The following is a 25,289-nucleotide window of genomic DNA, read 5'->3' on the forward strand; positions in this document are numbered from 1 at the left end:
TAGTGGCGCAGACCACAGCGGGCGTCAGCCCAACGGCTCGATCCCTCTCCGACCTCAGGTGTACGAACCCGTAAGGGGAAACCTACGAAAGTCGTTGCCGGGCCTCCGTGCCGCAGTCGTCACGGTCCTCGCGCCGCCGGGTTTTCCACAGGCATCCGCACGCCTCTTGACGTAGCCGCCGGGCATTGTCACATTCATCAGTGTCAAGTTACGACCACGTACCGCAAGGGACGGACGGGTGGCATGGCCTCAGCAGTGAAGAGCGAACTGACCGCGGAACTGCGGGGGTTCAGGGAAGTGCAGCGCCTCTCCTACGAGTGCGCGGAGGCGGTCGCGGCGCAGCTCAAGCCGGGAGTCACCGAGCGCGAGGCGGCGCGGATGCAGCGCGAGTGGCTGCGTGAGCGGGGCGTGCGCGACTGGTTCCATCTCCCCTTCGCGTGGTTCGGCGACCGCACGGCCTTCGTCAACTTCCGGATACCGCTGCAGTTCTTCCCGACGAACCGGAAGCTGGAGCCGGGGATGCCGTTCATCCTCGACATGGCCCCGGTGTACAAGGGCTACACCGCCGACATCGGCTACTCCGGGTGTCTGGGCCTCAACCCCGTGCACGACAAGCTGCTCGCCGATCTCAAGGACCACCGCGAGCTGATCCTGCGCGAGGTGCGCGAGCGCCGCACGCTCCGGGAGATCTACGAGGACGTGGACCGGCTCATGGTCCGCCAGGGCTACGCCAACCGGCACCGCGCCTACCCCTTCGGCGTGATCGCCCACAAGATCGACCGGGTGAAGGAGCGCCGCTGGTCGCCGACGCTGTTCGGGTTCGGCACCCAGTCGCTGAAGGGCCTGGCGAGCGACGCGGTCCACGGCCACCGGGACGGCTGGTCGCCGCTGTGGTCGCCGTACAAGTTCTCCGACCACCCACCCCGGCCGGGGCTGTGGGCGGTCGAGCCGCACCTCGGATTCCGGGGTACGGGCGCGAAGTTCGAGGAGATCCTGGTCGTCACGGACTCCAGGGATCCCGAGCAGAGCGCGTTCTGGCTGGATGACGATCTGCCGCATGTGCGGCGCTGGGCGGAGGGTCTGTGATGCCGATGGAGGGCGCGCGGGAGCGCTGGGTGGGGACGGGCGGGATCGAGCTGTGCGTCGCCGAGCTGGGCGACGAGAGCCGGCCCACCGTCCTGCTGGTGCACGGCTACCCGGACTCCAAGGAGGTCTGGTCGCAGGTCGCGGCCCGGCTCGCGGACCGTTTCCATGTGGTGCTGTACGACGTGCGCGGCCACGGCCGCTCGACCGCGCCGACCCCGCTGCGCGGCGGCTTCACGCTGGAGAAGCTCACCGACGACTTTCTGGCGGTCGCGGACGCGGTCAGCCCGGACCGGCCGGTCCATCTGGTCGGCCACGACTGGGGCTCCGTGCAGGCGTGGGAGTTCGTCACGGTCAAGCGCACCGAGGGCCGGATCGCCTCCTTCACCTCGATGTCCGGTCCCTCCCTCGACCATTTCGGGCACTGGATCAAGCAGCGGATGACCCGCCCGACGCCCCGGCGCGTCGGCCAGCTCCTCGGCCAGGGCGCCAAGTCCTGGTACGTGTACGCGCTGCACACCCCGGCCCTGCCGGAGCTCGCCTGGCGCGGCCCCCTCGGCAAGCAGTGGCCGAAGATCCTCCAGCGGGTCGAGAAGATCGCGACCGGCGACTATCCGACCCCCTCGCTGCCGACGGACGCCGCACACGGCGCCTGGCTGTACCGCGACAATGTCCGCGCCCGACTGCGCCGCCCCCGCCCGGACGCGTACGCGCACGCCCCGGTGCAGTTGATCACTCCCACCGGCGACGCCTTCCTTTCCGAGCGTCTCTATGACGATCTGGAGCGGTGGGCACCCCAGCTCACCCGGCGCACCCTGCCCGCCAAGCACTGGGTTCCGCGGACCCGGCCCGACCAACTGTCTGCCTGGATCGCGGAGTTCGTGACCGCCCACGAGGACCCGGCCGCCAAGGCTACGGCCACGGCGCCCCGGGGCGCGTACGCCGAGCGGTTCGGCGGGCAGCTCGTGCTGGTCACCGGTGCGGGCAGCGGCATCGGCCGGGCCACCGCCTTCGCCTTCGCGGAGGCGGGCGCACGGGTCGTGGCCGTGGACCGGGACGGCGAGAGCGCGGTCCGCACGGCCGAGATGGCGCGGCTGATCGGGGCGCCCGAAGCCTGGGCCGAGACCGTCGACGTCAGCGACGAGCAGGCGATGGAGAAGCTCGCCGAGAAGGTCGCCGGCGAGTACGGCGTGGTGGACGTGCTGGTGAACAACGCCGGGATCGGCCTGACGGGGTCGTTCTTCGAGACGACGAGCGAGGACTGGAAGAAGGTCCTCGACGTCAACCTCTGGGGCGTCATCCACGGCTGCCGCGTCTTCGGCAAGCAGATGGCGGACCGGGGACAGGGCGGCCATATCGTCAACACCGCCTCCGCCGCGGCCTTCCAGCCCTCGCGCGCCCTGCCCGCCTACAGCGCCTCCAAGGCGGCGGTCCTGATGCTGAGCGAGTGCCTGCGTGCCGAACTGGCCGGGCAGGGCATCGGGGTCTCGGCGATATGCCCGGGCATCGTCAACACCAACATCACGGCGACGGCCCGGTTCGCCGGAGCCGGCGAGGAGGAGCAGAAGCGCCGGCAGAAGCAGGCGTCCAGGCTCTACGGCCTGCGGAACTACCCGCCGGAGAAGGTGGCCGACGCCATCCTGCGGGCCGTGGTCCGCAACCAGGCGGTCGTGCCGGTGACCCCGGAGGCGCGCGGCGCGCATCTGCTGTCCCGGCTGACGCCCAGGGCCCTGCGCGCGATCGCCCGGCTGACGCCACCGTCATGAGCGGCGCCCGCCCCCAGGCCGTGAAGGGGCCGCTGCCCGGTCGGCGCCGGCCGGGCGCGGCCATACCCCGCTCCTTCCGGCGGTCGTACCATCCCTCGCAGGAGGGTTCGCTGCGCGAGGCCGTCGGGTGTCCGGCGTCCTGGCCCGCGGCCCTGGCGGCGGCGGGAGCGGTGGGCCGCGCCGCGACGGGGTAGAGGGAGCGGGCGTGTCCGACCAGATCACAGCCGAGTACAGGATCGAGGACCTGGCGCACCACAGCGGCGCCACGGTCCGTACGATCCGGGCCTACCAGGACCGGGGCCTGCTGCCGAAGCCGCAGCGGCGCGGCCGGTCCAACGTGTACGGGGACACGCATCTCGCGCGGCTGCGTCAGATCGCCGATCTCCTGGACCGCGGCTACACCCTCGCCTCCATCAAGGAGCTGCTGGAGGCCTGGGACGCGGGACGGGGGCTCGGCGGGGTGCTCGGCCTGGTCGCCGAGGTCGACGGGCCCTGGACGGACGAGCAGGCCGATCGCATCTCCCGGGCCGAGCTCGACGCCACCTTCGGCGGCTCACCGGACGAGGAGGCCGTACGGGAAGCGGTCGAACTCGGCGTCCTGGAGCCGATACCGGGCACGGAGGGGGAGTTCCTCGTGCCGAGCCCCCAAGAGCTGGCGGTGGCGGCCGAGTTGTACGCGGCAGGAGTGCCGCTCGCCGCGATCGCCGGGCACCTGAAGGAACTTCGCGGCCAGGTGGAACACATCGCCTCCCGTTTCCTGGAGTTCACCACCGAGCACGTCTTCGCCCGCTATCTGGAACACCGGCCTCCGACGGACGCGGATGCGGCCGAGGCCGCGTCGATGGTGCGCCGCCTGAGGCCGCTCGCCCAGCAGACCGTCGACGCCGAACTGGCGCGTGCGATGCGACTGTTCGCCACCCGGCACCTCCAGCACCACCTCGCGCCGCACGCCCCGCCGCTGCCGGACGATGAGCCCCGCCCAGTGGCGCTCCCGGCGTCGACAATCCGGGCCGTACAGGGGCTGGTTGGCCCGGACAACGTCGCCGCGTTCATCGCGGCGGCGGCTGAACGAGAGGTGCAATCCAGGACATTGGACGCTCTCTCATCAAAGCATCGCGAAACCAGCTAACTTGACCAAACTACCTGAAACCACAGGCTAGTTGTCCACAGAATCGCCAATTCCCCTGTGGATAACTCAACTTGGTTGTGGATCAAACATCTTCACTCCGACTCGACCATATTGCGTGGCCGACCGCCGCGGGGCTCCGGCATCCTGGCCCGATGGACGAAAGACGCACCGTGAAGGTGTCGAAGTACCTCTCGAAACACCTGCGCCACCAACCTGAGCGGATCGGGCTGGCTCTCGATCCCCACGGCTGGGTACCGGTCGACGAGCTGCTGCGGGCCGCCGCCGCGCACGGCTTCCCCATCAGCCGCGCCGAACTGGACCATGTGGTCGCCGTCAACGACAAGCGGCGCTTCACCATCGACGGCGCCCGAATCCGCGCCAACCAGGGCCACACCGTCGAGGTCGACCTCGACCTGCCGGTCGCCGAACCCCCCGCGTACCTCTACCACGGCACGGTGGCCGCGGCGCTGGACGCGATCCGGGCCGAGGGTCTGCGCCCCATGGCCCGCCACCATGTGCACCTGTCCCCCGACCGGGAGACCGCGACCCGGGTGGGCGCCCGCCGCGGCCGCCCGGTGGTCCTCTCAGTGGACGCCGGGGCCATGCACCGCGCCGGCCATGTCTTCCACGTCAGCGCCAACGGCGTCTGGCTCACCGACGCCGTTCCCCCCGAGTACCTCCGCTTCCCCGGCTGAAGCGTGCGCCTTTACGGCTCCCCGACCGAGGCCGTGACTGTCCTCCCGAGCTGAGGCATGATCGCCCGCATGGGACATCCGCAGCTGCCGACCACCGAGTCCGCCGTCCGCGCGATCCGTGCGGTCGCCGAGGAGTACCACCGCGAGATGGTGGTCACCGACGACATCGGAGCGGACCAGACCTCGCGGCGCACCTCGGCCGGAGTCTTCACCGTCCTCGACCCGGACGGCTCCCTCCCGCACGAGGCGTTCGTCGAGCTCGGCGGCACCCCCGTCGTCACCGTCCGGCTCTTCCCCGAGGACGACGCCAAGATCGTGGTCGACGGAGTGGAGTTCGACGACATCCCCCGCGACTCCGTCCCCGCCTTCCTCCACTCCGTCTACGGCGACCTGGCCCATGTGAAGGGCCGGTTCTTCCCGCCCGGCTGGTGGCTGATCGTGCCGCTGCCCGGGGACGAGACGTACAAGGAACTCATCCTCACCGGCACGCTCACCCGCTGGCTCAGCAGCCGGGTCCGCCGCTGAGCGCACCGCCCGCCTGCCCACGAGCGAGGGTCGTCAGCCGCCCAGCTGGGCGAGCCCTTCGGTGGCGATCCGCTCAAACACCGCCTGGTCCGCGGCGAAGACCGAGTCCGCGATCGGCGCGTGGATCACGATCTCCGTGAAGCCCAGCTCGAAGTGGCGGCCCGCGAAGTCCACGAAGGCGTCGAAGGACTCCAGCGGACGGTCCGGCGTGAAGCCCGTCAGCAGGATCTTGTCCAGCTCCCGCACATCACGGCCGATGTCCACGCACGCCTTCTCGAGCTTCTCGGCCTGACCGCGGATCGCCTCCAGGGACTGCTCGGGCGTCCCCGTCTCGAACAGCTTGGGATCCCCCGTCGTCACCCACGCCTGCCCGTACCGAGCGGCCAGCTTCAGCCCGCGCGGCCCGGTCGCGGCGACCGCGAAGGGCAGTCGCGGCCGCTGCACACAGCCGGGAATGTTGCGGGCCTCCTCGGCCGAGTAGAACGTGCCCCTGTGGGAGACGACGTCCTCGCTCAGCAGCCGGTCGAGCAGCGGCACGAACTCGGCCAGCCGGTCCGCGCGCTCCCGCGGCGTCCACGGCTCCTGGCCCAGCGCCGTGGCGTCGAAGCCGGTGCCGCCCGCGCCGATGCCGAGGGTGATCCGGCCGCCGGAGATGTCGTCGAGGGAAATCAGTTCCTTGGCGAGCGTGACCGGATGCCGGAAGTTCGGCGAGGTCACCAGCGTGCCGAGGCGCATCCGCTCGGTGGCGGCGGCCGCGGCGGTCAGGGTCGGCACGGCCCCGAACCAGGGGCCGTCACGGAAGCTCCGCCAGGAAAGGTGGTCATAGGTGTACGCGGCGTGGAAGCCGAGCCGCTCGGCTCGGACCCACTCCTCGCGGCCACCCTCGTGCCACCGACGGGACGGGAGGATCACGGTACTCAGACGCATGGAACGACCCTACGCGGCCGCACTGACAATCATGGCGCGCACGCACAGCGACGGTCCATGCACTCAAATGTGCGCCCACCCGCACGCCCGTGCAGCCCGTACGTGAGAATGGATCTGTGACGTCATCCCACTCTCCGCGCCCGCCCGCCCTTACGCCCCGGCTGATCGCCACCGACCTGGATGGCACCCTGCTGCGCGACGACAAGTCCGTATCGGAGCGCACGGTCGCGGCCCTCGCCGCCGCCGAGGAGGCCGGGATCGAGGTCTTCTTCGTCACCGGCCGCCCGGCCCGCTGGATGGACGTCGTCAGCGACCACGTCCACGGCCACGGCCTGGCCATCTGCGCCAACGGCGCCGCGGTGGTCGACCTGCACGCCGGCGGCAAGGTCATCGAGGCCCGCCCGCTGGACCGGGAGACCGCCCTCATGGTGGTACGGACGCTGCGCGCCCAGGCTCCCGGCACCACCTTCGCCGTCGAGCTGGCCACCGGCATCCACTACGAGCCGGACTACCCGCCCCTCCACCTGGACCCGGGCGCGACCATCGCCACCGCGGAGAAGCTGCTGCACGAGGACCGGCCCGGAGCCGGCGCACCGGTCCTGAAGCTGCTCGCCCACCACGCCGACCTGGACCCGGACGCCTTCCTCGCCCTGGCCCGCGCTGCCGCCGGGGAGCACGCCTCGATCACCCGCTCCAGCCCCACCGCGCTCCTGGAGGTGAGCGGCCTCGGAGTCTCCAAGGCCTCGACGCTCGCCCTGTGCTGCGCGGAGCGCGGTATCTCGGCCGAGGAGGTCGTCGCCTTCGGCGACATGCCCAACGACGTGGAGATGCTGACCTGGGCGGGCACCTCGTACGCGATGGGCAACGCCCATCCCGATGTGATCGCCGCCGCCTCCGGGCGTACGGTCGCCAACAACGAGGACGGCGTCGCCGTCGTCATCGAACGGATCCTCGAGGGGCTCTGAGGCACGGGTCCCGCACGCGGCCCCTACTCCGGGGACCGCAGCGGGGCCTGCCACACCACGGTCGTACCGCCGCCGTCCTCACCGATGCCGGGCCCGCACCAGCTCGATCCCCCCAGCGACTCGGCGCGCCGCGCGAGATTCCGCAGCCCGCTGCGCCGCCCGCCCGCCGGGATGCCCACACCGTCGTCGCCGACCGACAGTCGCACCCCGGGGGCGCCGTCCGCGAGGGTCACGGTGGCGTCGACGACGACCTCGATCCTGCCGGCCTGGGCGTGCCGGAAGGCGTTGGAGAGGGCCTCGCGCAGGGCGGCGATGAGGTTCTTGCCGGTGAGATCGCCGACGGTCGTGTCGATCGCGCCCACGAACCGGTGGGCGGGGGTGAAGCCGAGCGGCACGGCCGCCATGTTGATCTCCCGCAGGACCCGGGTCCGCAGCCCGGACGGCGCCTCGGCCGGTCCCTGCTGGAGCGCGAAGATCGCCGTACGGATCTCCTGGATGGTCACGTCCAGTTCGTCCACGGCCTTGCCGACACCCTCCCGCACGGCGGGCACGACCGACTTGCGCTGGGCGCTCTCCAGCATCATCCCGGTCGCGAACAGCCGCTGGATGACCAGGTCGTGGAGGTCCCGGGCGATGCGGTCGCGGTCCTCGTAGACCGCGAGCCGCTCCCGGTCCCGCTGCGCGTCCGCCATCATCAGCGCGAGCGCCGCCTGCGAGGCGAACTGCGTGGCCAGGGTCCGCTCCGCGTCGGTGAACGGACGGGCGCCACGCGCGCGTGGCGTCGCCAGAGCGCCCAGGATCCGGCCGCCGCTGTGCAGCGGAAGCAGCATGGCGGGCCCGTACTGCTCCGACAGTCTGCTGATCATCCGGGGATCGCCGGCCGCGTCGGCCACGAAGACCGCTTCCCCGGCGAGCAGCCGCCGGACCACCGGACTGTCCTCCGGGATCACCAGACCCATCGAGGTGGCGGGCTGGTCGGAGGCGACCGCGACGATCTCCAGCCCGCCCTCCTCGGCGGGCAGCAGCACGATCCCGGCGGCCGAGTCGGCGAGCCGGCGGGCCTGTTCGGCGACGACCACGAGCGCGTCGTCGGCGTCCCCGCCGGACAAGAGGGCCGTGGTGACGGCCACCGAGCCGTCGATCCACCGCTCGCGCTGGCGGGCCGCCTCGTAGAGCCGGGCGTTGCCGATGGCGATCCCCGCCTCGGTGGCGAGGACGCGGACCATGTGCAGGTCGTAGTCGGTGAACGCGCCGCCGCCGTTCTTCTCGGCCAGATAGAGATTGCCGAAGATCTCGCCCTGGACGCGGATGGGCACACCGAGGAAGGTCCGCATCGGCGGATGCCCGGGCGGGAAGCCGGCCGCGCGCGGATCCTTCGTCAGATCGGCGAGCCGCATCGGATCCGGATGGTGGATCAGCGCGCCGAGCAGCCCCGCGAGACCGTCCGGCCGACGGCCGATGCGCTCGGCGACCTCGTCCGACACCCCGTGGGTGACGAAGTCCGAGAGCCCGCTGCCCTCCTCGTCGACCACGCCGATCGCGGCGTAGCGGGCCCCGGCCAGCTCGGCCGCTGTCTCGCAGATCCGGTCCAGGGTGGAGTGGAGTTCGAGGCCGGTGCCCACCGAGCGCATGGCCTCCAGGAGCTGGGGCACGCGCGCGGTGAGTTCGGTGGACAGGCCCTGAAGGCTGCGGGTCGCCTGAGTCGCGGCCTCGAGGGGATCCTTGCGTTCGGGGGCTGTCATGCCCTTGAGACTAGTAAGTCCTATTTAGCGAGGAAAGTCGGCTCGACCGGCGGTTCCACGGGCTCCGCGGACGGCTCCACGAGCCCGGCCGACGGGTGCGGGACGAGCGCCTCGGCCTCCCGTTCCCGCTCCAGCATCCGCCGCAGCGGTCCGTCCACCGCCGCCAGCTCCGCGTACGGCCCCTGCTGCACCGTCCGTCCGGCGTCCAGGACCACCACCTCGTCCACCGCGTCGAGTCCGCGCAGCCGGTGGGTGATGAGGACGGTCGTACGCCCCTCGGTCACCCGCAGCAGGTCGTCGGTGAGCGCGTCCGCCGTGGCCAGGTCGAGGTGCTCGGCGGGCTCGTCCAGGACGAGGACGGGGAAGTCGGCGAGGAGCGCCCTGGCCAGGGCGAGGCGCTGGCGCTGGCCGCCGGAGAGCTGGGCGCCGTGCTCGCCGACGAGGGTGTCCATGCCGCCCGGCAGGGCTTCCACCCAGTCGAGCAGCCGCGCCTCGTCGAGGGCGCGGCACAGCTCCTCGTCGCTCGCCCCGGGGCGGGCGAGCCGCAGGTTCTCGCGGACGGAGCTGTCGAAGAGGTGCGCGTCCTGGGCGCAGAGCCCGACGAGCCGGCGCACGGCGTCCCCGTCGAGCGAGTCGGCCGCCACACCGCCGATCCGGTACGTGCCGTCGGCGACGTCCAGGAACCGCAGCAGCACCTGGGCGAGGGTGGTCTTCCCGGACCCGGAGGCGCCGACGACGGCGATGCGCCGGCCCGCCTCGATCGTCAGGTCGAAGCCGTGCAGCGCCTCCCGTTCCTGCCCGGCGTAGCGCGCGCCGATGCCGCGCAGCTCCAGCGGGAAGGGGCTTCGCGGCGGCTCGGCCGGCTGCCGGGGCTCGCGCACGGGGACGGGCGCGTCCAGCACCTCGTACACCCGCTCGGCGCTGCGCCGGACCCGCTGCCGGTACTGCACGGCGAGCGGAAGGCCGGTGACGGCCTCGAAGGCGGCGAGCGGGGTCAGGACGACGACCGCGAGCGCGACACCGTCCAGCCGTCCGTCCCGTACGGCCTGTACGCCGACGAGCGCGGCAGCCGCCACGGTGACCCCGCAGGCGAGGGCGGAGAGCCCGGCCCCGAGCGCGGTGGCCGCCGCCTGCCGCGAAGCGATCGCGGTGAGCTTCCCGTCGGCGTTCCGGGCCCGCTCCGCGCGGTCCTTGAGTGCGCCGGCCACGGTCAGTTCGCCGCAGCCGCGCAGCAGGTCGACGACGGTGGTGGCGAGAGCGCCGCGCGCGGGCGCGAGCTGCCGTTCGGCCCGCCGCGCGAGGGCGCCGCTGAGCAGCGGTACGGCGACTCCGGCAGCCAGCAGGCCCACCGCGAGGACGGCTCCGGCCTCGGGCAGCAGCCACGCGGTGAACCCGACGGACCCGGCGCCGACGACCAGGGCCGCGCCGACCGGCAGCAGCCAGCGCAGCCAGTAGTCCTGGAGGGCGTCCACGTCGGAGACCAGCCGGGAGAGCAGGTCCCCGCGCCGGGTCCGGCGCAGCCCCGCGGGGGCGATCCGCTCCAGGCGGCGGTAGACCGTGACGCGGAGCTCGGCGAGCATCCGCAGCACCGCGTCGTGGGAGACGAGCCGCTCGGCGTAGCGGAAGACGGCCCGGCCGATGCCGAACGCGCGCGTGGCGGTGACGGCGACCATCAGATAGAGCACGGGCGGCTGCTCGGACGCCCGCGAGATGAGCCAGCCGGAGACGGCCATGAGCCCCACGGCCGAGCCCACCGCAAGGCTCCCCAGCGCGAGCGCAAGGCCCAGCCGTCCCCGCAGCGCCCCGGCCATCCCCCGCACCCGCGCGAGCGCGCTCCCGCCACGCGGCCCGGCGTCCGCCATGGCGTCATGCCCGCCATTCGCGGCGGGGGTCGGTCCGTCGGCGAAAACGTCCGTGGAGTGGGCGCCTGTCACCCCCTCCCGGGCAGCCGTCGACGCCCGCCGGAGCTCGCTGCCCGATGCCGCGAGCGTCACCACCCGGTCCGCCACGGCCAGCAGGGCGGGCCGGTGGACGACCAGCAGGACCGTACGGCCCACGGCCAGCCGCCGGACCGCGTCGACGACGCCCGCCTCCGTCTCCCCGTCCAGGGCCGCCGTCGGCTCGTCGAGCAGCAGGACCGGTCGGTCCGCGAGGAACGCCCGGGCCAGTGCGAGCCGCTGGCGCTGACCGGCAGAGAGCCCGGCGCCGTCCTCGCCCAGCGGTGTCGCGACGCCCTCGGGCAGCCCGGCGACGAACTCCCAGGCCCCGGCATCGGTCAGCGCCCGCCGCACCTCCTCGTCCGAGGCGTCCGGCCGCGCCAGGCGTACGTTCTCGGCGATCGTGCCCGCGAAGAGATACGGCCGCTGGGGCACCCATGCGATCCGCTCGCGCCACCGCTCCAGGTCCAGCGACCCGAGGTCGGCGCCACCGACCCGTACCGCGCCCTCGTCCGGCGCGACGAACCCGAGCACCACATCCAGCAGCGTCGACTTGCCGATCCCGCTCGGGCCGACCAGGGCCACCGTCTCGCCCGCCTCGACGACCAGCGAGGCCGCGTCCAGCGAAGGTTCGGCACGACCGGCATGACGTACCGTCACCCGGTCGAGTTCCAGCCTCGGCGCCGCCGGCGCCTCCCCCGTGCCGCCGCCGCGCACCGGCGTCTCCAGGACGTCGAAGATCTCCTCCGCCGCCGCGAGCCCTTCCGCCGCCGCGTGGTACTGCGCCCCGACCTGGCGGATCGGCAGATACGCCTCGGGCGCGAGGATCAGAATGACCAGCCCCGTGTAGAGGTCGAGGTCGCCATGGACCAGCCGCATACCGATCCCGACCGCGACCAGTGCCACGGAGAGCGTCGACAGCAGCTCCAGCGCGAACGACGACAGGAACGCGATCCGCAGCGTCCGCAGCGTCGCCTGCCGGTACTCCGAGGTGATCGCCCGGATCGACTCCGCCTGCGCCTTGGCCCGTCCGAAGACCTTCAGCGTGGGCAGCCCGGCGACCACGTCCAGGAAGTGCCCCGAGAGCCGTGACAGCAGCTTCCACTGACGGTCCATCCGGGCCTGTGTGGCCCAGCCGATCAGAATCATGAAGAGCGGGATCAGCGGCAGGGTCACCACGATGACCGCCGCCGACACCCAGTCCTCGGTGACGATCCGCGCCAGCACCGCCACCGGCACCACCACCGCGAGTCCCAGCTGCGGCAGATAGCGCGAGAAGTAGTCGTCCAGAGCGTCCACACCCCGCGTGGCGAGCGCGACCAGCGATCCCGTCCGCTGCCCGCTCAGCCACCCCGGCCCCAGCGCCACGGAACGCTCGAGCAGCCGCCTGCGCAGCTCCGACTTCACCGCCGCGCCCGCGCGATGGGCGGCCAGCTCGGTCAGCCAGGAGACCAGTGCCCGCCCCACGGCGACCGCCGCGAGCAGGCCCAGCTCGGTGGTGAGTCCGGAGACCGAAAGCCCCCGCTGGAAGGCCCCCACCACCACCTCGGCGATGAGCATCGCCTGGGCGACGACCAGCGCCGCCCCGGCCAATCCGAGAGCCACCACCGCCGCCAGGAAGAGACGGGTGGCCCGTGCGTACCGGAGCAGACGCGGGTCGATCGGTTTCACGTGAAACATTCCCCCACTAGTGCACGGAGTCGGCGATGTGCTGCGTGCCGATCCGCTTGCGGAACACCCAGTACGTCCAGGCCTGGTAGAGCATCACCAGCGGCGTGGCGACCGCCGCGCACCAGGTCATGATCTTCAAGGTGTACGGGCTGGACGAGGCGTTGGTGACGGTGAGGCTCCACTCGGGGTTCAGCGAGGACGGCATGACGTTCGGGAAGAGCGTGAGGAAGAGCATCGCGACCGCTGCCGCGATCGTGACGCCCGACAGCGCGAACGACCATCCTTCGCGCCCGGCCCTGATCGCTCCGATGGCACCGACCAGCGCCGCCACCGCGACCGCCATGGCGACCAGGCTCTTCCCGTCGCCGTTCTCGATCTGCGTCCACAGCAGGAACAGCAGCGCCAGCGCCGCCGTGGCCAGCCCGAGGGTGAACGCCAGCTTGCGCGCCCGCTCCCGGATGTCACCGACCGTCTTGAGGGCGGCGAACACCGCGCCGTGGAAGGTGAAGAGGAAGAGCGTCACCAGCCCGCCGAGGAGCGCGTACGGGTTGAGCAGGTCGAAGAGGCTGCCGACGTACTCCTTCTGCGCGTCGATCTTCACGCCCCGCACGATGTTGCCGAAGGCCACGCCCCAGAGCACGGCCGGGATGAGCGAGGTCCAGAAGATCGCGTGCTCCCAGTTGCGCTGCCAGTTCTCCTCGGAGCGCTTGACCCGGTACTCGAAGGCGACACCGCGCACGATCAGACAGACCAGGATGAGCAGCAGCGGCAGGTAGAAGCCGGAGAACAGCGTCGCGTACCAGTCGGGGAAGGCGGCGAAGATCGCGCTGCCCGCCGTGAGCAACCACACCTCGTTGCCGTCCCAGACCGGGCCGATGGTGTTGATCAGGACACGCTTCTCGGCCCGGTCGCGGGCGAGCAGCTTGGTCAGGACGCCGATCCCGAAGTCGAACCCTTCGAGGAAGAAGTAGCCGATCCAGAGGACGGCGATGAGCACGAACCAGACATTGTGGAGTTCCATGGGTCGCTCTCCTCACCCTCAGTACGAGAAGGCCATCGGCCGGTCGGGGTCACGGTCGTCCCCGCCGATCTTGGTGGGCGGGTTGAGGTCGGCCTCGGTGAGCTCCGGAGGTCCGGCCTTGACGTACTTCACCAGCAGCCTGACCTCGATCACGGCGAGCACGGCGTAGAGAAGCGTGAAGACGATCATCGAGGTGAGTACCTCGCCCTGCGTGACACCGGGGGAGACCGCGTCCCGGGTGCGCAGCACCCCGTAGACGACCCAGGGCTGCCGGCCCATCTCGGTGAAGATCCATCCCCAGGAGTTGGCGATCAGCGGGAAGGCCATGGTCCACAGCGCCACCAGCCAGTACAGCTTGCTGAAACGGGGGCCGAGAGCCTTCTTGCGGAAGAGGACCAGGTTCGGGACCTCGTCCTCGCCGGTCCGCAGCGCCGGCGGGAGCAGGAACCTCTTGCGGGTCAGCCAGAGTCCGAGCATTCCGATGGAGAGGGACGCCATGCCGAAGCCGATCATCCAGCGGAAGCCCCAGTAGGCGACCGGGATGTTGGGCCGGTAGTCGCCCGGGCCGTACTTCTCCTGCATCTGCTTGTTGACGTCGTTGATGCCCGGGACGTGCGAGGTGAAGTCGCCGTTGGCCAGGAAGGACAGCACTCCCGGGATCTCTATCGCGACCTTGTTGTGGCCCTTGTCGACATCGCCGTAGGCGAAGACCGAGAAGGGTGCCGGCGCCTCGCCGTCCCAGAGCGCCTCGGCGGCCGCCATCTTCATGGGCTGCTGCTTGTACATGACCTTGCCGAGCATGTCACCGCTGATGGCGGTGCCGAGTCCGGCGATGATCAGCGTGATCAGGCCGAGCCGGAGCGAGGTCCGCATCACCGTGATGTGCTTCTTGCGGGCCAGGTGGAAGGCGGATATGCCGACCATGAAGCCGCCGCCGACGAGGAAGGCGGCCGTCATGGTGTGGAAGAACTGGGTCAGCGCCGTGTTCTGGGTGAGCACCAGCCAGAAGTCCGTGAGCTCCGCCCGTCCGCGCTCTTCGTTCATGCGGTAGCCGACCGGGTGCTGCATCCAGGAGTTGGCGGCCAGGATGAAGTACGCGGACAGGATCGTGCCGATGGAGACCATCCACATGCAGCCCAGGTGGATCTTCTTCGGCAGCTTGTCCCAGCCGAAGATCCACAGGCCGATGAAGGTGGACTCGAAGAAGAAGGCGATCAGCGCCTCGAAGGCGAGCGGGGCACCGAAGACGTCACCGACGAAGCGCGAGTAGTCCGACCAGTTCATGCCGAACTGGAACTCCTGGACGATGCCGGTGACCACACCCATCGCGATGTTGATCAGGAACAGCTTGCCCCAGAACTTGGTCGCCTTGAGGTACTTCTCCTTCTCCGTTCGCACCCAGGCGGTCTGGAGACCCGCCGTGAGCGCGGCGAGCGAGATCGTCAGGGGGACGAAAAGGAAGTGGTAGACGGTGGTGATGCCGAACTGCCATCGCGCCAGTGTTTCTGGCGCCAGAGCTAGATCCACGTCGTCTTCTCCTCACATCGCGTGGTCACGTCGGGAGTTTGCCCACTTGATCCCGCCCATTTCGGGATGACCAGGACACGCTTGTGAACGCGTTCACATTCACAAGCATTATGTCTCATGCGAAATCCGTAGGGGCAAGGGGGGTGCCTTACCGGCGGGTACCTCTTCCCAAGGACTTCAACATATTGTTGAATCCGGCCCATGAAGATCCGTATCTCCTGGCCCGCAGGGCACCTCACCGCGACCCTCGAAGAAACCCCCACGAGCAAGGCGCTCGCGGGGGTTCTCCCGATCTCCTCCACCGCCCGCACCTGGGGCGAGGAGGTCTATTTCGACACTCCGGTCTCCGTCGCACGCGAAGCCGACGCACAGCAGGTGGTGGAGCCGGGCACCGTCGCCTTCTGGACCGACGGCGACGCGCTCGCGCTCCCCTACGGCCCCACACCGATCTCCCGGGGCGACGAATGCCGCCTCGCGAGCCCCTGCAATCTCCTCGGAGAGGTCGACGGCGACCCGCGCCGTCTCGCCCCGTCCGCGACGGCGACCCGATCCGCGTCGAGCTCGCCGACGACTGAGCCGGCCTCCCGGCCGGCTCCCGTCGGACTCAGACCTCCTTGCGGAAGCCCTCGGCCACCTTCAGGAACAGATCGTTGGCCTCGGTCTCGCCGATGGTGACCCGCACGCCCTCGCCCGCGAACGGCCGCACCACCACACCGGCCCGCTCGCAGGCCGCCGCGAAGTCGACGGTCCGCTCGCCCAGCCGCAGCCAGACGAAGTTCGCCTGCGTGTCGGGAACGGTCCAGCCCTGGCCCACAAGGCCCTCGTAGACCCGGGTCCGCTCGCAGACCAACGAGCCGACCCGGCCCAGCAGTTCGTCCTCCGCCCGCAGCGAGGCCACCGCCGCGTCCTGCGCGAGCTGGCTCACCCCGAACGGCACCGCAGTCTTGCGCAGCGCGGCCGCCACCGGCTCATGGGCCACCGCGAAACCGACCCGCAGCCCGGCCAGCCCGTACGCCTTGGAGAACGTCCGCAGCACCGCCACGTTCGGACGGTCCCGGTAGATCTCGATGCCGTCCGGGACCTCGACGTCCCGGACGAACTCGCGGTACGCCTCGTCAAGGACGACCAGCACGTCCGAGGGCACCCGGTCCAGGAACCGCTCCAGCTCGGCGCGGCGCACAGCCGTACCGGTCGGGTTGTTCGGGTTGCAGACGAAGATCAGCCGGGTCCTGTCGGTGATCGCCTCGGCCATCGCGTCCAGGTCGTGCACATCACCGTCGGTCAGCGGCACCCGCACCGAGGTGGCGCCGGAGATCTGGGTGATGATCGGGTACGCCTCGAAGGACCGCCAGGCGTAGATCACCTCGTCGCCCGGGCCCGAGGTGGACTGCAGCAGCGACTGGGCGACCCCGACCGAGCCAGTGCCGGTCGCCAGATGCGACACCGGCACCCCGAAGCGCTCCGCGAGCTCGTTCATCAGACCGGTGCAGGCCATGTCCGGGTAGCGGTTGAAGTCCGCGGCCGCCGCCAGCGCGCTCTCCATGACCCCGGTCAGCGGCGGGTAGGGGTTCTCGTTGGAGGACAGCTTGTACGCGACCGGCCCACCCGCGGCAGCCGGCTTGCCCGGCTTGTAGGTGGGAATGCCGTCCAGCTCGGCGCGCAGCTTCGGGCTCGTCCCGCGCGGGCTCGTCTCGCTCACTGTGGTCCTCCTCGACCGTCCGTACCACCAATACTCCTCACCTTATGAGGATTCGCCGCCGCTGCGAATGGGCTGCCGCGGGCAACCTGTGCGGAACCTCGCGCCAGGGCGCGACGCAGGGGGAGCGCTTGCCATCCTGGTGCGCGCCGGTGGCGAGCGCCGTGGCGCGCGTCGCCCGTAGTAGTGAGTTGAGACCTCTTCGCAACATCCGGCATTTGGCAGGCTCATGCGTGTCGACAACCTCAGCCCCCATGTCCGCACCCCCAACTACCTGCTGTTCCATGGCTTTTGACCGTGAACGATCATGCAGAAACGTGCCTGTCAACGAGTGAATATGCGACCGGCCCAACCACCCGCCCTCGCCCTACTATCGGCTCGCCATGACAGCAGCAGGGAAGCACCAGGTGAGCCGGGCACAGACCCGGGGAAGCCGGCAGGGCCGAGCGGGCATCCGGGATGTGGCCGCCGCAGCCGGAGTCTCCATCACGACTGTCTCCGACGCGCTCAACGGCAAGGGCCGGCTCCCGGATGCCACCCGCCGCCACGTCCGCGAGGTCGCCGACCGGCTGGGCTATCGCCCATCCGCGGCGGCCCGAACGCTCCGTACCGGCAAGTCAGGACTCATCGGCCTGACCGTGACGACCTACGGGGATGAACCTTTCACCTTCACCGAATTCGCGTACTTCGCCGAGATGGCGAGAGCAGCGACCTCGGCCGCGCTCGCGCGCGGCTACGCACTCGTCATCCTGCCCGCCACCTCACGCCATGACGTCTGGTCGAACGTCGCCCTCGACGGCACCGTCGTCATCGACCCCTCCGACCACGACCCGGTCGTCACCGAGCTTGTCCGCCAGGGCCTGCCCGTCGTCTCCGACGGACGCCCGGCCGGCACCCTCCCGGTGACCGCCTGGGTCGACAACGACCACGAAGCCGCCGTCCTCGACCTTCTCGACCATCTCGCCGCCGCCGGCGCCCGCCGGATCGGTCTGCTCACCGGCACCACCACCGACACGTACACCCGTCTGTCCACCACCGCCTACCTCAACTGGTGCGAGCGCGTCGGACAGGACCCCGTCTACGAGGCCTACCCGGCGCACGACCCGTGCGCGGGCGCCGTCGCCGCCGACCGGCTCCTCGCCCGCCCCGACCGCCCCGACGCCGTCTACGGTCTCTTCGACCCCAACGGCACCGATCTCCTGGCCGCCGCCCGCCGGTACGGCCTGCGCGTCCCCGACGATCTCCTGCTGGTCTGCTGCAGCGAGTCCACGGTCTACGCCAACACCGAACCACCCATCACCACGCTCTCGCTCAAACCACGCCGGATCGGTACCGCCGTCGTCCAACTCCTCATCGACGCCATCGAGGGGATCGACACCGACGGCCCGGTCGAGCAGGTGATACCGACCGAACTCATCGTCCGGACGTCCTCACAGAGACGCTCGCCACGGACGACGGTCAGCCCGCCCCGGTCTCCTTCGCAGGACTAGACCTTCTCAATTGGGGCGAAACAACCGGTGAACCAGGGGTGGACCGGGATTCACCACCCCTGGTGCGTCACACAGGAGGAGCCTCATTCCTATGATGGGCGCACGACACCGTGGACGACCCCGACCAGGCCGGTCCACGCGTGCAGGGCGTCACGACGGTGGTGGAGGGGTCGATGACTCAGGGGGCCGGGCAGGAAGCCGTGGTGCGGACGGCCACGTTGCGTGACTTCCGGGTACCGCCGTACGCGCGCGTGCCTGTGCAGGGACACGTCGGCCACCCCGGCGACGCCTTCCCCGACGAGCAGCTCCCAGAGGGCTACACCCCCACCGCGCGGGACCTTCCGGTGATCAACCGGGGCGACACCGTGCAGGTGAGGGTCTCCCCCTCCGAGGTGCCCGCCCCCGAGGGCCTCGGCCCGCTCTACGTGGTGGGCGACGTCCACGGCTACCTCGACGAACTCGTCGCCGCCCTGCGCGAGCAGGGGCTGATCGACGCCGACGGGAACTGGGCGGCCGGCAACGCCCGGCTCTGGTTCCTCGGCGACTTCACCGACCGGGGCCCCGACGGCATCGGCGTGATCGACCTCGTCATGCGGCTGTCCGCCGAGGCCGCCGCGGCCGGCGGCTACTGCAAGGCCCTGATGGGCAACCACGAGCTGCTGCTGATCGGCGCCAAGCGCTTCGCCGACACCCCGGTGAACTCCGGCGCCGGCACCGCCACCTTCCAGGCCGCCTGGCTCCTCAACGGCGGGCAGAAGCACGACATGGACCGCCTCCAGGACGTCCACCTCCAGTGGATGTCCCGGCTGGACGCTGTGGTGGAGGAGGACGGGCATCTGCTGCTGCACTCCGACACCACCGCCTACCTCGAGTACGGCTCGACCATCGAGGACGTCAACGAGACCGTCCACGAGATCCTCAACCGCGGCGACGCCGACGAGTGCTGGGACCTCTTCCGGAAGTTCACCAAGCGCTTCGCGTTCCGCGACGAGGCCGGCCCCCAGGCCGTACAGGAACTCCTGTCGACCTACGGCGGCGGGCGTGTGGTGCACGGCCACAGCCCCATCCCGTATCTGCTGGGTGAGGTCGGCACCGAGGACGCCGACGGCGAAGCCGCCCGGCCGGTCGTCGAGGGACCGCATGTGTACGCGGACGGTCTCGCCATCGCGATGGACGGCGGCGTGACCATGGCCGGAAAGCTGCTGGTCGTCCAACTCCCCCTGCGTCACTGAACGGAGCCGGGAAAGGCGATTTCCGGAAACCCCCTGTCACCCCCTGCGGTAACCGCTCTACCATCGGCTTATCCGTAGCAGGCTCTCCTCCGTTTCCGCCCAACTGCCCGCTGTCCGCGGGCACACAGGCCCTACGGAGCATCGGGGGATGCACATGAACGTGGCTCCGCACCTGCTGACCGAGGACCGCGCCGAGTTCGAGCGCATCCTCGACGACGCACTGCGTAACGCGCACGACCGTCCGGATCTCGCCGCGGTCGGCGAACGGCTCAACACCGAACAGCTACGCACCATGGCACTGAACGCGACAACGCTGATCACCTCGTCGGCCGCCGCGGAGTACGACCACTTCGTCAAGGTCCGCGAGGAGCAGCGCGCGCCGTCCGGCGCGAGTGCCCTGGACTCCGCACGGACCTCGTCGGGCGGCGAGTCCGAGGACGGTACGGGCGCCGGGCTCGGCGCCGTCGTGACCGTGCTCGCTCCGGTGCTCGCCGGTACGGCCGCGCTGATCTTCCTGCTCGTCGGCTATCTGCTGAAGGCGCTCGACGAACCACCGGCCTTCGCGGACACCCTGCTGGCCACCGGCTGGTTCTTCGGCGCGGCCACCGCGGTGGGCATCCTGGCCGCCGCGGTCGGACTGCTCGTCACGGCCCTGCGCAACGGCTCCACCCAGGTGCCCGCCCAGGAGCCGGGCGGGGAACCCGACGAGGTGTCCCGGGCCCGCGAGGCCTGGCGCATTGCGCTCCTGGAGCGAGGCATACTCCCGTTCCTGCGGGCTGCGCTGGCCGATCCGAGTGCGGATCCGGGTTCATCGGCACCCCCGCGGCCGATGAGCCGGATCCCCAAGGTCGGGTTCAGCGGACCGGACTTCACCAGCCCGAGCGAGGGCGCGACCAGCGCCCGGCCGATGTTCACCAGCCCGGACTTCACCAGTCCCGACTTCGGCGGCCCCGAGCACCAGCCGGAATGACCGGTCCTCGGAGTCGCTGTTTCACGTGAAACATCCGGCCCGCGAAACACCCGGCCCGTGACCTCCGGGCCGGCGAAGGGGGCTACTCCGCGAGCGGCAGATAGACCCGGTTGCCGGCGGCGGCGAACTCCTTGGACTTCTCCGCCATGCCCGCCTCGATCTCGTCCGACTGGAGATGGCCGCCGTGCTCGCGCCGGATGTCCTGCGAGATCTTCATCGAGCAGAACTTCGGACCGCACATCGAGCAGAAGTGGGCGGTCTTGGCCGGCTCGGCCGGCAGGGTCTCGTCGTGGAACTCCCGGGCCGTGTCCGGGTCGAGCGCCAGGTTGAACTGGTCCTCCCACCGGAACTCGAAGCGGGCATCCGACAGGGCGTCGTCCCACTCCTGGGCGCCCGGGTGGCCCTTGGCCAGGTCCGCCGCGTGAGCCGCGATCTTGTAGGTGATGACGCCGGTCTTCACATCGTCGCGGTTGGGCAGGCCCAGGTGCTCCTTGGGCGTGACGTAGCAGAGCATCGCGGTGCCCCACCAGGCGATCATCGCGGCGCCGATACCGGAGGTGATGTGGTCGTACGCCGGGGCGACGTCCGTGGTCAGCGGGCCCAGCGTGTAGAACGGCGCCTCCTCGCAGATCTCCTGCTGGAGGTCGATGTTCTCCTTGATCTTGTGCATCGGGACATGACCGGGGCCCTCGATCATGGTCTGCACGTTGTGGCGCTTGGCGATCGTGTTGAGCTCGCCCAGCGTCTTCAGCTCCGCGAACTGCGCGGCGTCATTGGCGTCCGCGATCGAGCCGGGGCGCAGCCCGTCGCCCAGCGAGTAGGTGACGTCGTACGTCGCCAGGATCTCGCAGAGCTCCTCGAAGTTCGTGTAGAGGAAGTTCTCCTTGTGGTGCGCGAGGCACCAGGCGGCCATGATCGAGCCGCCGCGGGAGACGATGCCGGTCTTGCGGCGCGCGGTCAGCGGCACGTACGGCAGCAGCACACCGGCATGGACGGTCATGTAGTCGACGCCCTGCTCGGCCTGCTCGATGACCGTGTCCTTGTAGATCTCCCAGGTCAGTTCCTCCGCCTTGCCGTCGACCTTCTCCAGCGCCTGGTAGAGCGGGACGGTGCCGATCGGCACGGGGGAGTTGCGCAGCACCCATTCCCGGGTGGTGTGGATGTTCCGGCCGGTGGAGAGGTCCATGACGGTGTCGGCGCCCCACTTGGTCGCCCACGTCATCTTCTCCACCTCCTCCTCGATGGAGGAGGTGACGGCGGAGTTGCCGATGTTGGCGTTCACCTTCACCAGGAACCGCTTGCCGATGATCATCGGCTCGATCTCCGGGTGGTTGACGTTGGCCGGCAGCACCGCACGCCCCGCCGCGATCTCCTCCCGTACGACCTCGGGGGAGACGTTCTCGCGGATCGCGACGTACTCCATCTCCGGGGTGATCTCGCCCCGGCGGGCGTACGCGAGCTGGGTCACGGCCTGGCCGTCCCGGCCCCGGCGCGGCAGCCGCGGCCGCCCCGGGAAGACCGCGTCGAGGTTCTTGAGACCACCGCGCGGCGAGGTGTGCTTGATGCCGTCGTCCTCGGGGCGGACCGGGCGGCCGGCGTACTCCTCGGTGTCGCCGCGCCCGATGATCCAGTTCTCCCGCAGCGGCGGCAGGCCCCGGCGGACATCGGTATCGACGGTGGGGTCGGTGTACGGCCCGGACGTGTCGTACAGGGTCACGTCCTTGCCGTTGGTGAGGTGCACCTGCCGGACCGGCACGCGGAGGTCGGGGCGCGAGCCCTCGATGTACCCCTTGTGCCAGCCCGGCTTCCGCTCGGCCTGATCGGCGGCAGGCGTGTGTGCATCCTGAATGGTCATGAGACCTACTCCCTACGCCGGCATTACCCGGTAACAGGTTCGGCGGTCGGCACAGCCTCTTCCCGTACGTATGTACGGTGATCAGCGCCCTCTCAGCCCGGTGCTCCGAGCTCCCGCGTGTGCAAAGGTGCCACCACGCTAGCGTCCTTCCTGGCGTGCTGAACAGAGGGGCCCCTCTGTTCTTGCGATGATCGGTCGGTGACTTCTTCGCAGCGGACTCCCGAACCCCACGGCCACACGCACAGCCACGGGCCGGCGGCACCCGTCTCACGGCACCTGCGCAAGGTCATCGCCGCCGTCCTGATCCCCTTCGCCACCGCCGTGCTCGTGGGCGTGGCACTCCTCTGGCCGGGCGGCACCCCGGCACACGAACGCACCGGTGTCGGATTCGACCGCCAGACCCAGCAGGGCAAGGTCACCAAGGTCGTGCGGGTCGACTGCAAGGAGGTGAACGCCGCGCAGGTCCCGCCGACCGGGGACACCTCCACCCCAGAAGGACGCGAGGCGGTCAACGCCCAGCAGGGCACGTGCGCGAAGGCGACGGTCGAGGTAACCAGCGGCCCTGACAAGGGCCGCACCTTCACCGAGATCGTGCAGCCGGACGCCCCGCGCCAACTGGACGAGGGCCAGGGCGTGGTGGTCGCATACGCCCCCGACGCGCCGCGTGATCTGCAGTACTCGGTGACGGATGTGGACCGCGGGCTCCCGATGGGGGTCCTCGCCGCGATCTTCGCCCTGGCCGTGGTGGTGGTCGGCCGGATGCGTGGCGTCATGGCGCTGATCGCGCTGGCGGTCAGCTTCCTGGTGCTGACGTTCTTCATCCTGCCCGCCATCCTGCAGGGCTCGAACCCGCTGGTGGTGGCGGTGGTCGGGGCCAGCGCGATCATGCTGATCGCGCTCTACATGTGCCATGGCCTGTCGGCACGGACGTCGGTCGCGGTCCTCGGCACGCTGATCTCCCTGCTGCTGATCGGCCTGCTGGGTTCCCTGTTCATCGGCTGGGCCTCGCTGACCGGCAACACCGACGACTACACGGGACTGATCCACGGCCTTTACCCGGACATCGACATGTCGGGCCTGCTGCTCGCGGGCGTCATCATCGGTTCGCTCGGTGTGCTCGACGATGTGACGGTCACTCAGACGTCCGCGGTGTGGGAACTGCACCAGGCAGACCCCTCGATGGGGCCCCGGGCTCTGTACCGGGCAGGGATCAGGATCGGCCGGGACCACATCGCGTCCGTGGTGAACACGCTCGTCCTCGCCTACGCGGGCGCGGCCCTGCCCCTGCTGCTGCTGTTCTCGATCGCCCAGAGCAGCGTGGGCACCGTTGCCAACAGCGAGTTGGTGGCGCAGGAGATTGTACGGACGCTGGTGGGTTCGATCGGCCTGGTCGCTTCGGTGCCGGTGACCACCGCGCTGGCCGCGCTGGTCGTCTCGGCCGACCGACCGGGATCCCCCGAGGCACGCACTTCGCGCGGCGGCCGGCGTCGCCGCGCGAAGTGAGAGCGGCCGGCTTCGCTAGCCGGCGTTCTCCTCGGCGAGGATCCGGCCCAGCGCCTCTTCCAAGTGCTCCTCGAAGTCAACGAGCGTGCACTCCTGCCCCAGCGGCACCAGCTTGTCGGTGCGGTCGAGGAACGCCACGAGCGGAGGAGCACTGGCACGGAAAAGCGCCCGGTCGGCGCCGACCTGAAGCCGGACGTGGACGTCGGACAGGTCTTCGGGGCCGGTCGGCGCGATGTGCACATCCCCGTCCCCGGTCGGCGCGTTGATTCCGTCCAGAAGCAGTTCACGGCCGAATGTCCAGGTCACAGGCGCGTCGCCGGGAAGGTGGAAGGTCATGCGAACCGCGTAGGGATCTCGCATCTCGTATCGCAGTTCCACCGGGATCCGGAAGGAGAGCTCCTCCGAGACGAGGAAGCTCATCAGGACCTCGGCCTGAACCGACTCGCGCATCGTGTACCCCGCAGTAGATGAAGCAGATGTGGTCCCCCCTGGCCCTCTTGACGCCATCGTGCTGTACCCGCTAGCAGATCACAAGGAGTAATTTTTCAAATACTGATAGAGAAGGCGAGCGAACTGAAAAGCCTGCCGATCTCATTGCGTAGCTGTTCAACTGCGGGCAGCAACCGGTGTTGCTGGTGAAGGGGGAGAGAGATCGCCATGGCGGCCGCCGTGGACCCCGCCGTGATGGGAATCGCCGCGCAGACCGTGCCGAGCGCATATTCCTGACGCTCCACCAGGGGCTCCATTCGCCCCATACCGCCCAAACGATCCAAAAGCATACGGCGGTTACGCACCGTATACGGCGTGATGGCTTCAACCGGATGGCGGTCAAGGTGGTCTTGACGGCTTTTCTCGTCCAGTTGACTCAGCAGGCACTGACCGATCGCATGGGCGTGCCCGGTCTCGCGGAAGTCGGCCCACTCGTCGACCGCGGGGGCGGTGGGGGTGTCCGCGACGGCGATGAGCTCGATCTCGCCCTCGCGGTAGATGGCGAAGTAGACCGGAACACCAATCTCGTCCCGCCAGTGCGACAGCGAGTCCTCGATCTTGGTGCGACGATTCTGCAGGACTCCGCCGCCCGCCAGACGACCGGCCGCGTCACCAAGCACGAACACGCCCTTCTCACGGCGCAGATAGCCCTCGTGGGTGAGGGTGCGAAGAAGGTGGTACGCGGTGGGGAGCGCGACTCCCGCCTCGCGCGCGAGTTGTTTGGCAGGGGCCCCGTCCTTATGGGAGCCCACGGCTTCCATAAGTCTCAGGGCACGCTGCACCGAGCCGATCAGGGTAGGGGCAGCGGTCTGTTGAGCCGTGGCCAAAGGTCACCCCCAGGCGTTTCGACGGGTGATGATCCACCCGCCCGCGGGGGCCTCCCCCGCGCGCCCGCCGCGTGGTGTGGTCCGCACGAAGACCCGCGAGGATCGTCGTGCAACCGCAGGTCAGGGCTATTTTTCGATGCCTGTTTCACCCAGGCGGCAGCGGTTTTCCACTGTATGGCAGCCCCGATGGGCGCACCCGGTTTCTCCTGGGGTGTTCCCCCGGCCGGGCTAATGCCTCT

At 70.2% G+C, this 25,289-nt stretch carries 19 protein-coding genes and 1 pseudogene; 11 read left to right on the plus strand and 9 right to left on the minus strand.

Annotation, left to right across the window (positions count from 1 at the left end; translation table 11 throughout):
* Positions 1 to 243: 243 nt before the first annotated feature.
* The 5 genes from ACZ7LT_RS15145 to ACZ7LT_RS15165 all read left to right on the plus strand — a co-directional run bounded on the left by ACZ7LT_RS15145 (position 244) and on the right by ACZ7LT_RS15165 (position 5,198).
* Positions 244 to 1,086, plus strand: coding sequence for a M24 family metallopeptidase (locus ACZ7LT_RS15145; RefSeq protein ID WP_471236486.1), 843 nt, complete (start codon positions 244 to 246; stop codon positions 1,084 to 1,086).
* A complete protein-coding gene (locus ACZ7LT_RS15150) occupies positions 1,086 to 2,849 on the plus strand; it encodes an SDR family oxidoreductase (RefSeq protein ID WP_471236487.1) in 1,764 nt (587 codons plus the stop codon). The genes ACZ7LT_RS15145 and ACZ7LT_RS15150 overlap by 1 nt, the downstream gene beginning before the upstream one ends.
* A gap of 205 nt (positions 2,850 to 3,054) precedes the next feature.
* Positions 3,055 to 3,978: a MerR family transcriptional regulator gene (locus ACZ7LT_RS15155; protein ID WP_471236488.1), complete on the plus strand. Its 924-nt coding sequence runs from the start codon at positions 3,055 to 3,057 to the stop codon at positions 3,976 to 3,978.
* 152 nt (positions 3,979 to 4,130) lie between these two features.
* Positions 4,131 to 4,673, plus strand: coding sequence for an RNA 2'-phosphotransferase (locus tag ACZ7LT_RS15160; protein WP_471236489.1), 543 nt, complete (start codon positions 4,131 to 4,133; stop codon positions 4,671 to 4,673).
* A 69-nt stretch (positions 4,674 to 4,742) separates the two neighbouring features.
* Complete coding sequence (locus ACZ7LT_RS15165; protein WP_471236490.1) at positions 4,743 to 5,198, plus strand: hypothetical protein; 456 nt, start codon at positions 4,743 to 4,745, stop codon at positions 5,196 to 5,198.
* Between the two features lie 33 nt (positions 5,199 to 5,231).
* Here the strand turns inward: ACZ7LT_RS15165 and ACZ7LT_RS15170 are convergent, their stop codons facing one another.
* Positions 5,232 to 6,125, minus strand: a complete 894-nt coding sequence (locus tag ACZ7LT_RS15170) for an LLM class flavin-dependent oxidoreductase (RefSeq protein ID WP_471236491.1) — start codon at positions 6,123 to 6,125, stop codon at positions 5,232 to 5,234.
* A gap of 116 nt (positions 6,126 to 6,241) precedes the next feature.
* Here ACZ7LT_RS15170 and ACZ7LT_RS15175 point away from each other — a divergent pair, with 116 nt between their 5' ends.
* Positions 6,242 to 7,090: a Cof-type HAD-IIB family hydrolase gene (locus ACZ7LT_RS15175; RefSeq protein ID WP_471236492.1), complete on the plus strand. Its 849-nt coding sequence runs from the start codon at positions 6,242 to 6,244 to the stop codon at positions 7,088 to 7,090.
* Positions 7,091 to 7,113: 23 nt separating this feature from the next.
* On the opposite strand, the gene ACZ7LT_RS15180 is transcribed toward ACZ7LT_RS15175, so the two are convergent.
* From ACZ7LT_RS15180 to ACZ7LT_RS15195, 4 genes are read right to left on the minus strand one after another with little or no spacing between them, the layout of a single operon-like run.
* Positions 7,114 to 8,832 carry a GAF domain-containing sensor histidine kinase gene (locus tag ACZ7LT_RS15180; RefSeq protein ID WP_471236493.1) on the minus strand — a complete coding sequence of 573 codons (1,719 nt, stop codon included), beginning with the start codon at positions 8,830 to 8,832 and terminating at the stop codon, positions 7,114 to 7,116.
* A gap of 20 nt (positions 8,833 to 8,852) precedes the next feature.
* Positions 8,853 to 12,440 (minus strand): thiol reductant ABC exporter subunit CydD, encoded by a 3,588-nt coding sequence (gene cydD / locus ACZ7LT_RS15185; RefSeq protein ID WP_471236494.1) that lies wholly within the window; start codon positions 12,438 to 12,440, stop codon positions 8,853 to 8,855.
* Positions 12,441 to 12,456: 16 nt separating this feature from the next.
* Positions 12,457 to 13,461 (minus strand): cytochrome d ubiquinol oxidase subunit II, encoded by a 1,005-nt coding sequence (gene cydB / locus ACZ7LT_RS15190; protein WP_471236495.1) that lies wholly within the window; start codon positions 13,459 to 13,461, stop codon positions 12,457 to 12,459.
* Between the two features lie 18 nt (positions 13,462 to 13,479).
* Entirely contained in the window at positions 13,480 to 14,988 is a 1,509-nt protein-coding gene (locus tag ACZ7LT_RS15195; RefSeq protein WP_471236496.1) for a cytochrome ubiquinol oxidase subunit I, read from the minus strand.
* 201 nt (positions 14,989 to 15,189) lie between these two features.
* Here ACZ7LT_RS15195 and ACZ7LT_RS15200 point away from each other — a divergent pair.
* Positions 15,190 to 15,563, plus strand: a pseudogene (locus ACZ7LT_RS15200) (cyclophilin-like fold protein).
* A gap of 29 nt (positions 15,564 to 15,592) precedes the next feature.
* Here ACZ7LT_RS15200 and hisC read toward each other — a convergent pair.
* A complete protein-coding gene (gene hisC, locus ACZ7LT_RS15205; RefSeq protein ID WP_471236497.1) occupies positions 15,593 to 16,687 on the minus strand; it encodes a histidinol-phosphate transaminase in 1,095 nt (364 codons plus the stop codon).
* A gap of 380 nt (positions 16,688 to 17,067) precedes the next feature.
* Between hisC and ACZ7LT_RS15210 the strand changes: the two genes are divergently transcribed.
* The 3 genes from ACZ7LT_RS15210 (at position 17,068) to ACZ7LT_RS15220 (ending at position 20,376) form a co-directional block, all read left to right on the plus strand.
* On the plus strand, positions 17,068 to 18,174 hold the full coding sequence (locus tag ACZ7LT_RS15210; protein WP_028797737.1) for a LacI family DNA-binding transcriptional regulator: 1,107 nt from the start codon (positions 17,068 to 17,070) through the stop codon (positions 18,172 to 18,174).
* 173 nt (positions 18,175 to 18,347) lie between these two features.
* Complete coding sequence (locus tag ACZ7LT_RS15215) at positions 18,348 to 19,406, plus strand: metallophosphoesterase (protein ID WP_471236975.1); 1,059 nt, start codon at positions 18,348 to 18,350, stop codon at positions 19,404 to 19,406.
* Between the two features lie 148 nt (positions 19,407 to 19,554).
* Positions 19,555 to 20,376: a hypothetical protein gene (locus tag ACZ7LT_RS15220; RefSeq protein WP_471236499.1), complete on the plus strand. Its 822-nt coding sequence runs from the start codon at positions 19,555 to 19,557 to the stop codon at positions 20,374 to 20,376.
* An 82-nt stretch (positions 20,377 to 20,458) separates the two neighbouring features.
* Here ACZ7LT_RS15220 and thiC read toward each other — a convergent pair whose 3' ends face one another.
* A complete protein-coding gene (gene thiC, locus ACZ7LT_RS15225) occupies positions 20,459 to 22,231 on the minus strand; it encodes a phosphomethylpyrimidine synthase ThiC (protein WP_471236500.1) in 1,773 nt (590 codons plus the stop codon).
* 198 nt (positions 22,232 to 22,429) lie between these two features.
* Between thiC and ACZ7LT_RS15230 the strand changes: the two genes are divergently transcribed.
* A complete protein-coding gene (locus ACZ7LT_RS15230; RefSeq protein WP_471236501.1) occupies positions 22,430 to 23,734 on the plus strand; it encodes a YibE/F family protein in 1,305 nt (434 codons plus the stop codon).
* A gap of 15 nt (positions 23,735 to 23,749) precedes the next feature.
* Here ACZ7LT_RS15230 and ACZ7LT_RS15235 read toward each other — a convergent pair whose 3' ends face one another.
* Positions 23,750 to 24,184 carry an SsgA family sporulation/cell division regulator gene (locus ACZ7LT_RS15235; protein WP_471236502.1) on the minus strand — a complete coding sequence of 145 codons (435 nt, stop codon included), beginning with the start codon at positions 24,182 to 24,184 and terminating at the stop codon, positions 23,750 to 23,752.
* Between the two features lie 95 nt (positions 24,185 to 24,279).
* Positions 24,280 to 25,050 (minus strand): IclR family transcriptional regulator, encoded by a 771-nt coding sequence (locus tag ACZ7LT_RS15240; protein WP_471236503.1) that lies wholly within the window; start codon positions 25,048 to 25,050, stop codon positions 24,280 to 24,282.
* Positions 25,051 to 25,289: the final 239 nt, after the last annotated feature.

The sequence above is a fragment of the Streptomyces sp. NPDC039465 genome, assembly GCF_055639315.1.

Excerpts from the sequence above, each read along its gene's own strand:
- ACZ7LT_RS15145 (WP_471236486.1), top strand. The coding sequence starts at position 244 with ATGGCCTCAGCAGTGAAGAGCGAACTGACCGCGGAACTGCGGGGGTTC.
- ACZ7LT_RS15150 (WP_471236487.1), top strand. The coding sequence starts at position 1,086 with ATGCCGATGGAGGGCGCGCGGGAGCGCTGGGTGGGGACGGGCGGGATC.
- ACZ7LT_RS15160 (WP_471236489.1), top strand. The coding sequence starts at position 4,131 with ATGGACGAAAGACGCACCGTGAAGGTGTCGAAGTACCTCTCGAAACAC.
- ACZ7LT_RS15165 (WP_471236490.1), top strand. The coding sequence starts at position 4,743 with ATGGGACATCCGCAGCTGCCGACCACCGAGTCCGCCGTCCGCGCGATC.
- ACZ7LT_RS15170 (WP_471236491.1), bottom strand. The coding sequence starts at position 6,125 with ATGCGTCTGAGTACCGTGATCCTCCCGTCCCGTCGGTGGCACGAGGGT.
- ACZ7LT_RS15180 (WP_471236493.1), bottom strand. The coding sequence starts at position 8,832 with ATGACAGCCCCCGAACGCAAGGATCCCCTCGAGGCCGCGACTCAGGCG.
- cydB (WP_471236495.1), bottom strand. The coding sequence starts at position 13,461 with ATGGAACTCCACAATGTCTGGTTCGTGCTCATCGCCGTCCTCTGGATC.
- ACZ7LT_RS15210 (WP_028797737.1), top strand. The coding sequence starts at position 17,068 with ATGACAGCAGCAGGGAAGCACCAGGTGAGCCGGGCACAGACCCGGGGA.
- ACZ7LT_RS15215 (WP_471236975.1), top strand. The coding sequence starts at position 18,348 with ATGACTCAGGGGGCCGGGCAGGAAGCCGTGGTGCGGACGGCCACGTTG.
- ACZ7LT_RS15220 (WP_471236499.1), top strand. The coding sequence starts at position 19,555 with ATGCACATGAACGTGGCTCCGCACCTGCTGACCGAGGACCGCGCCGAG.
- thiC (WP_471236500.1), bottom strand. The coding sequence starts at position 22,231 with ATGACCATTCAGGATGCACACACGCCTGCCGCCGATCAGGCCGAGCGG.
- ACZ7LT_RS15235 (WP_471236502.1), bottom strand. The coding sequence starts at position 24,184 with ATGCGCGAGTCGGTTCAGGCCGAGGTCCTGATGAGCTTCCTCGTCTCG.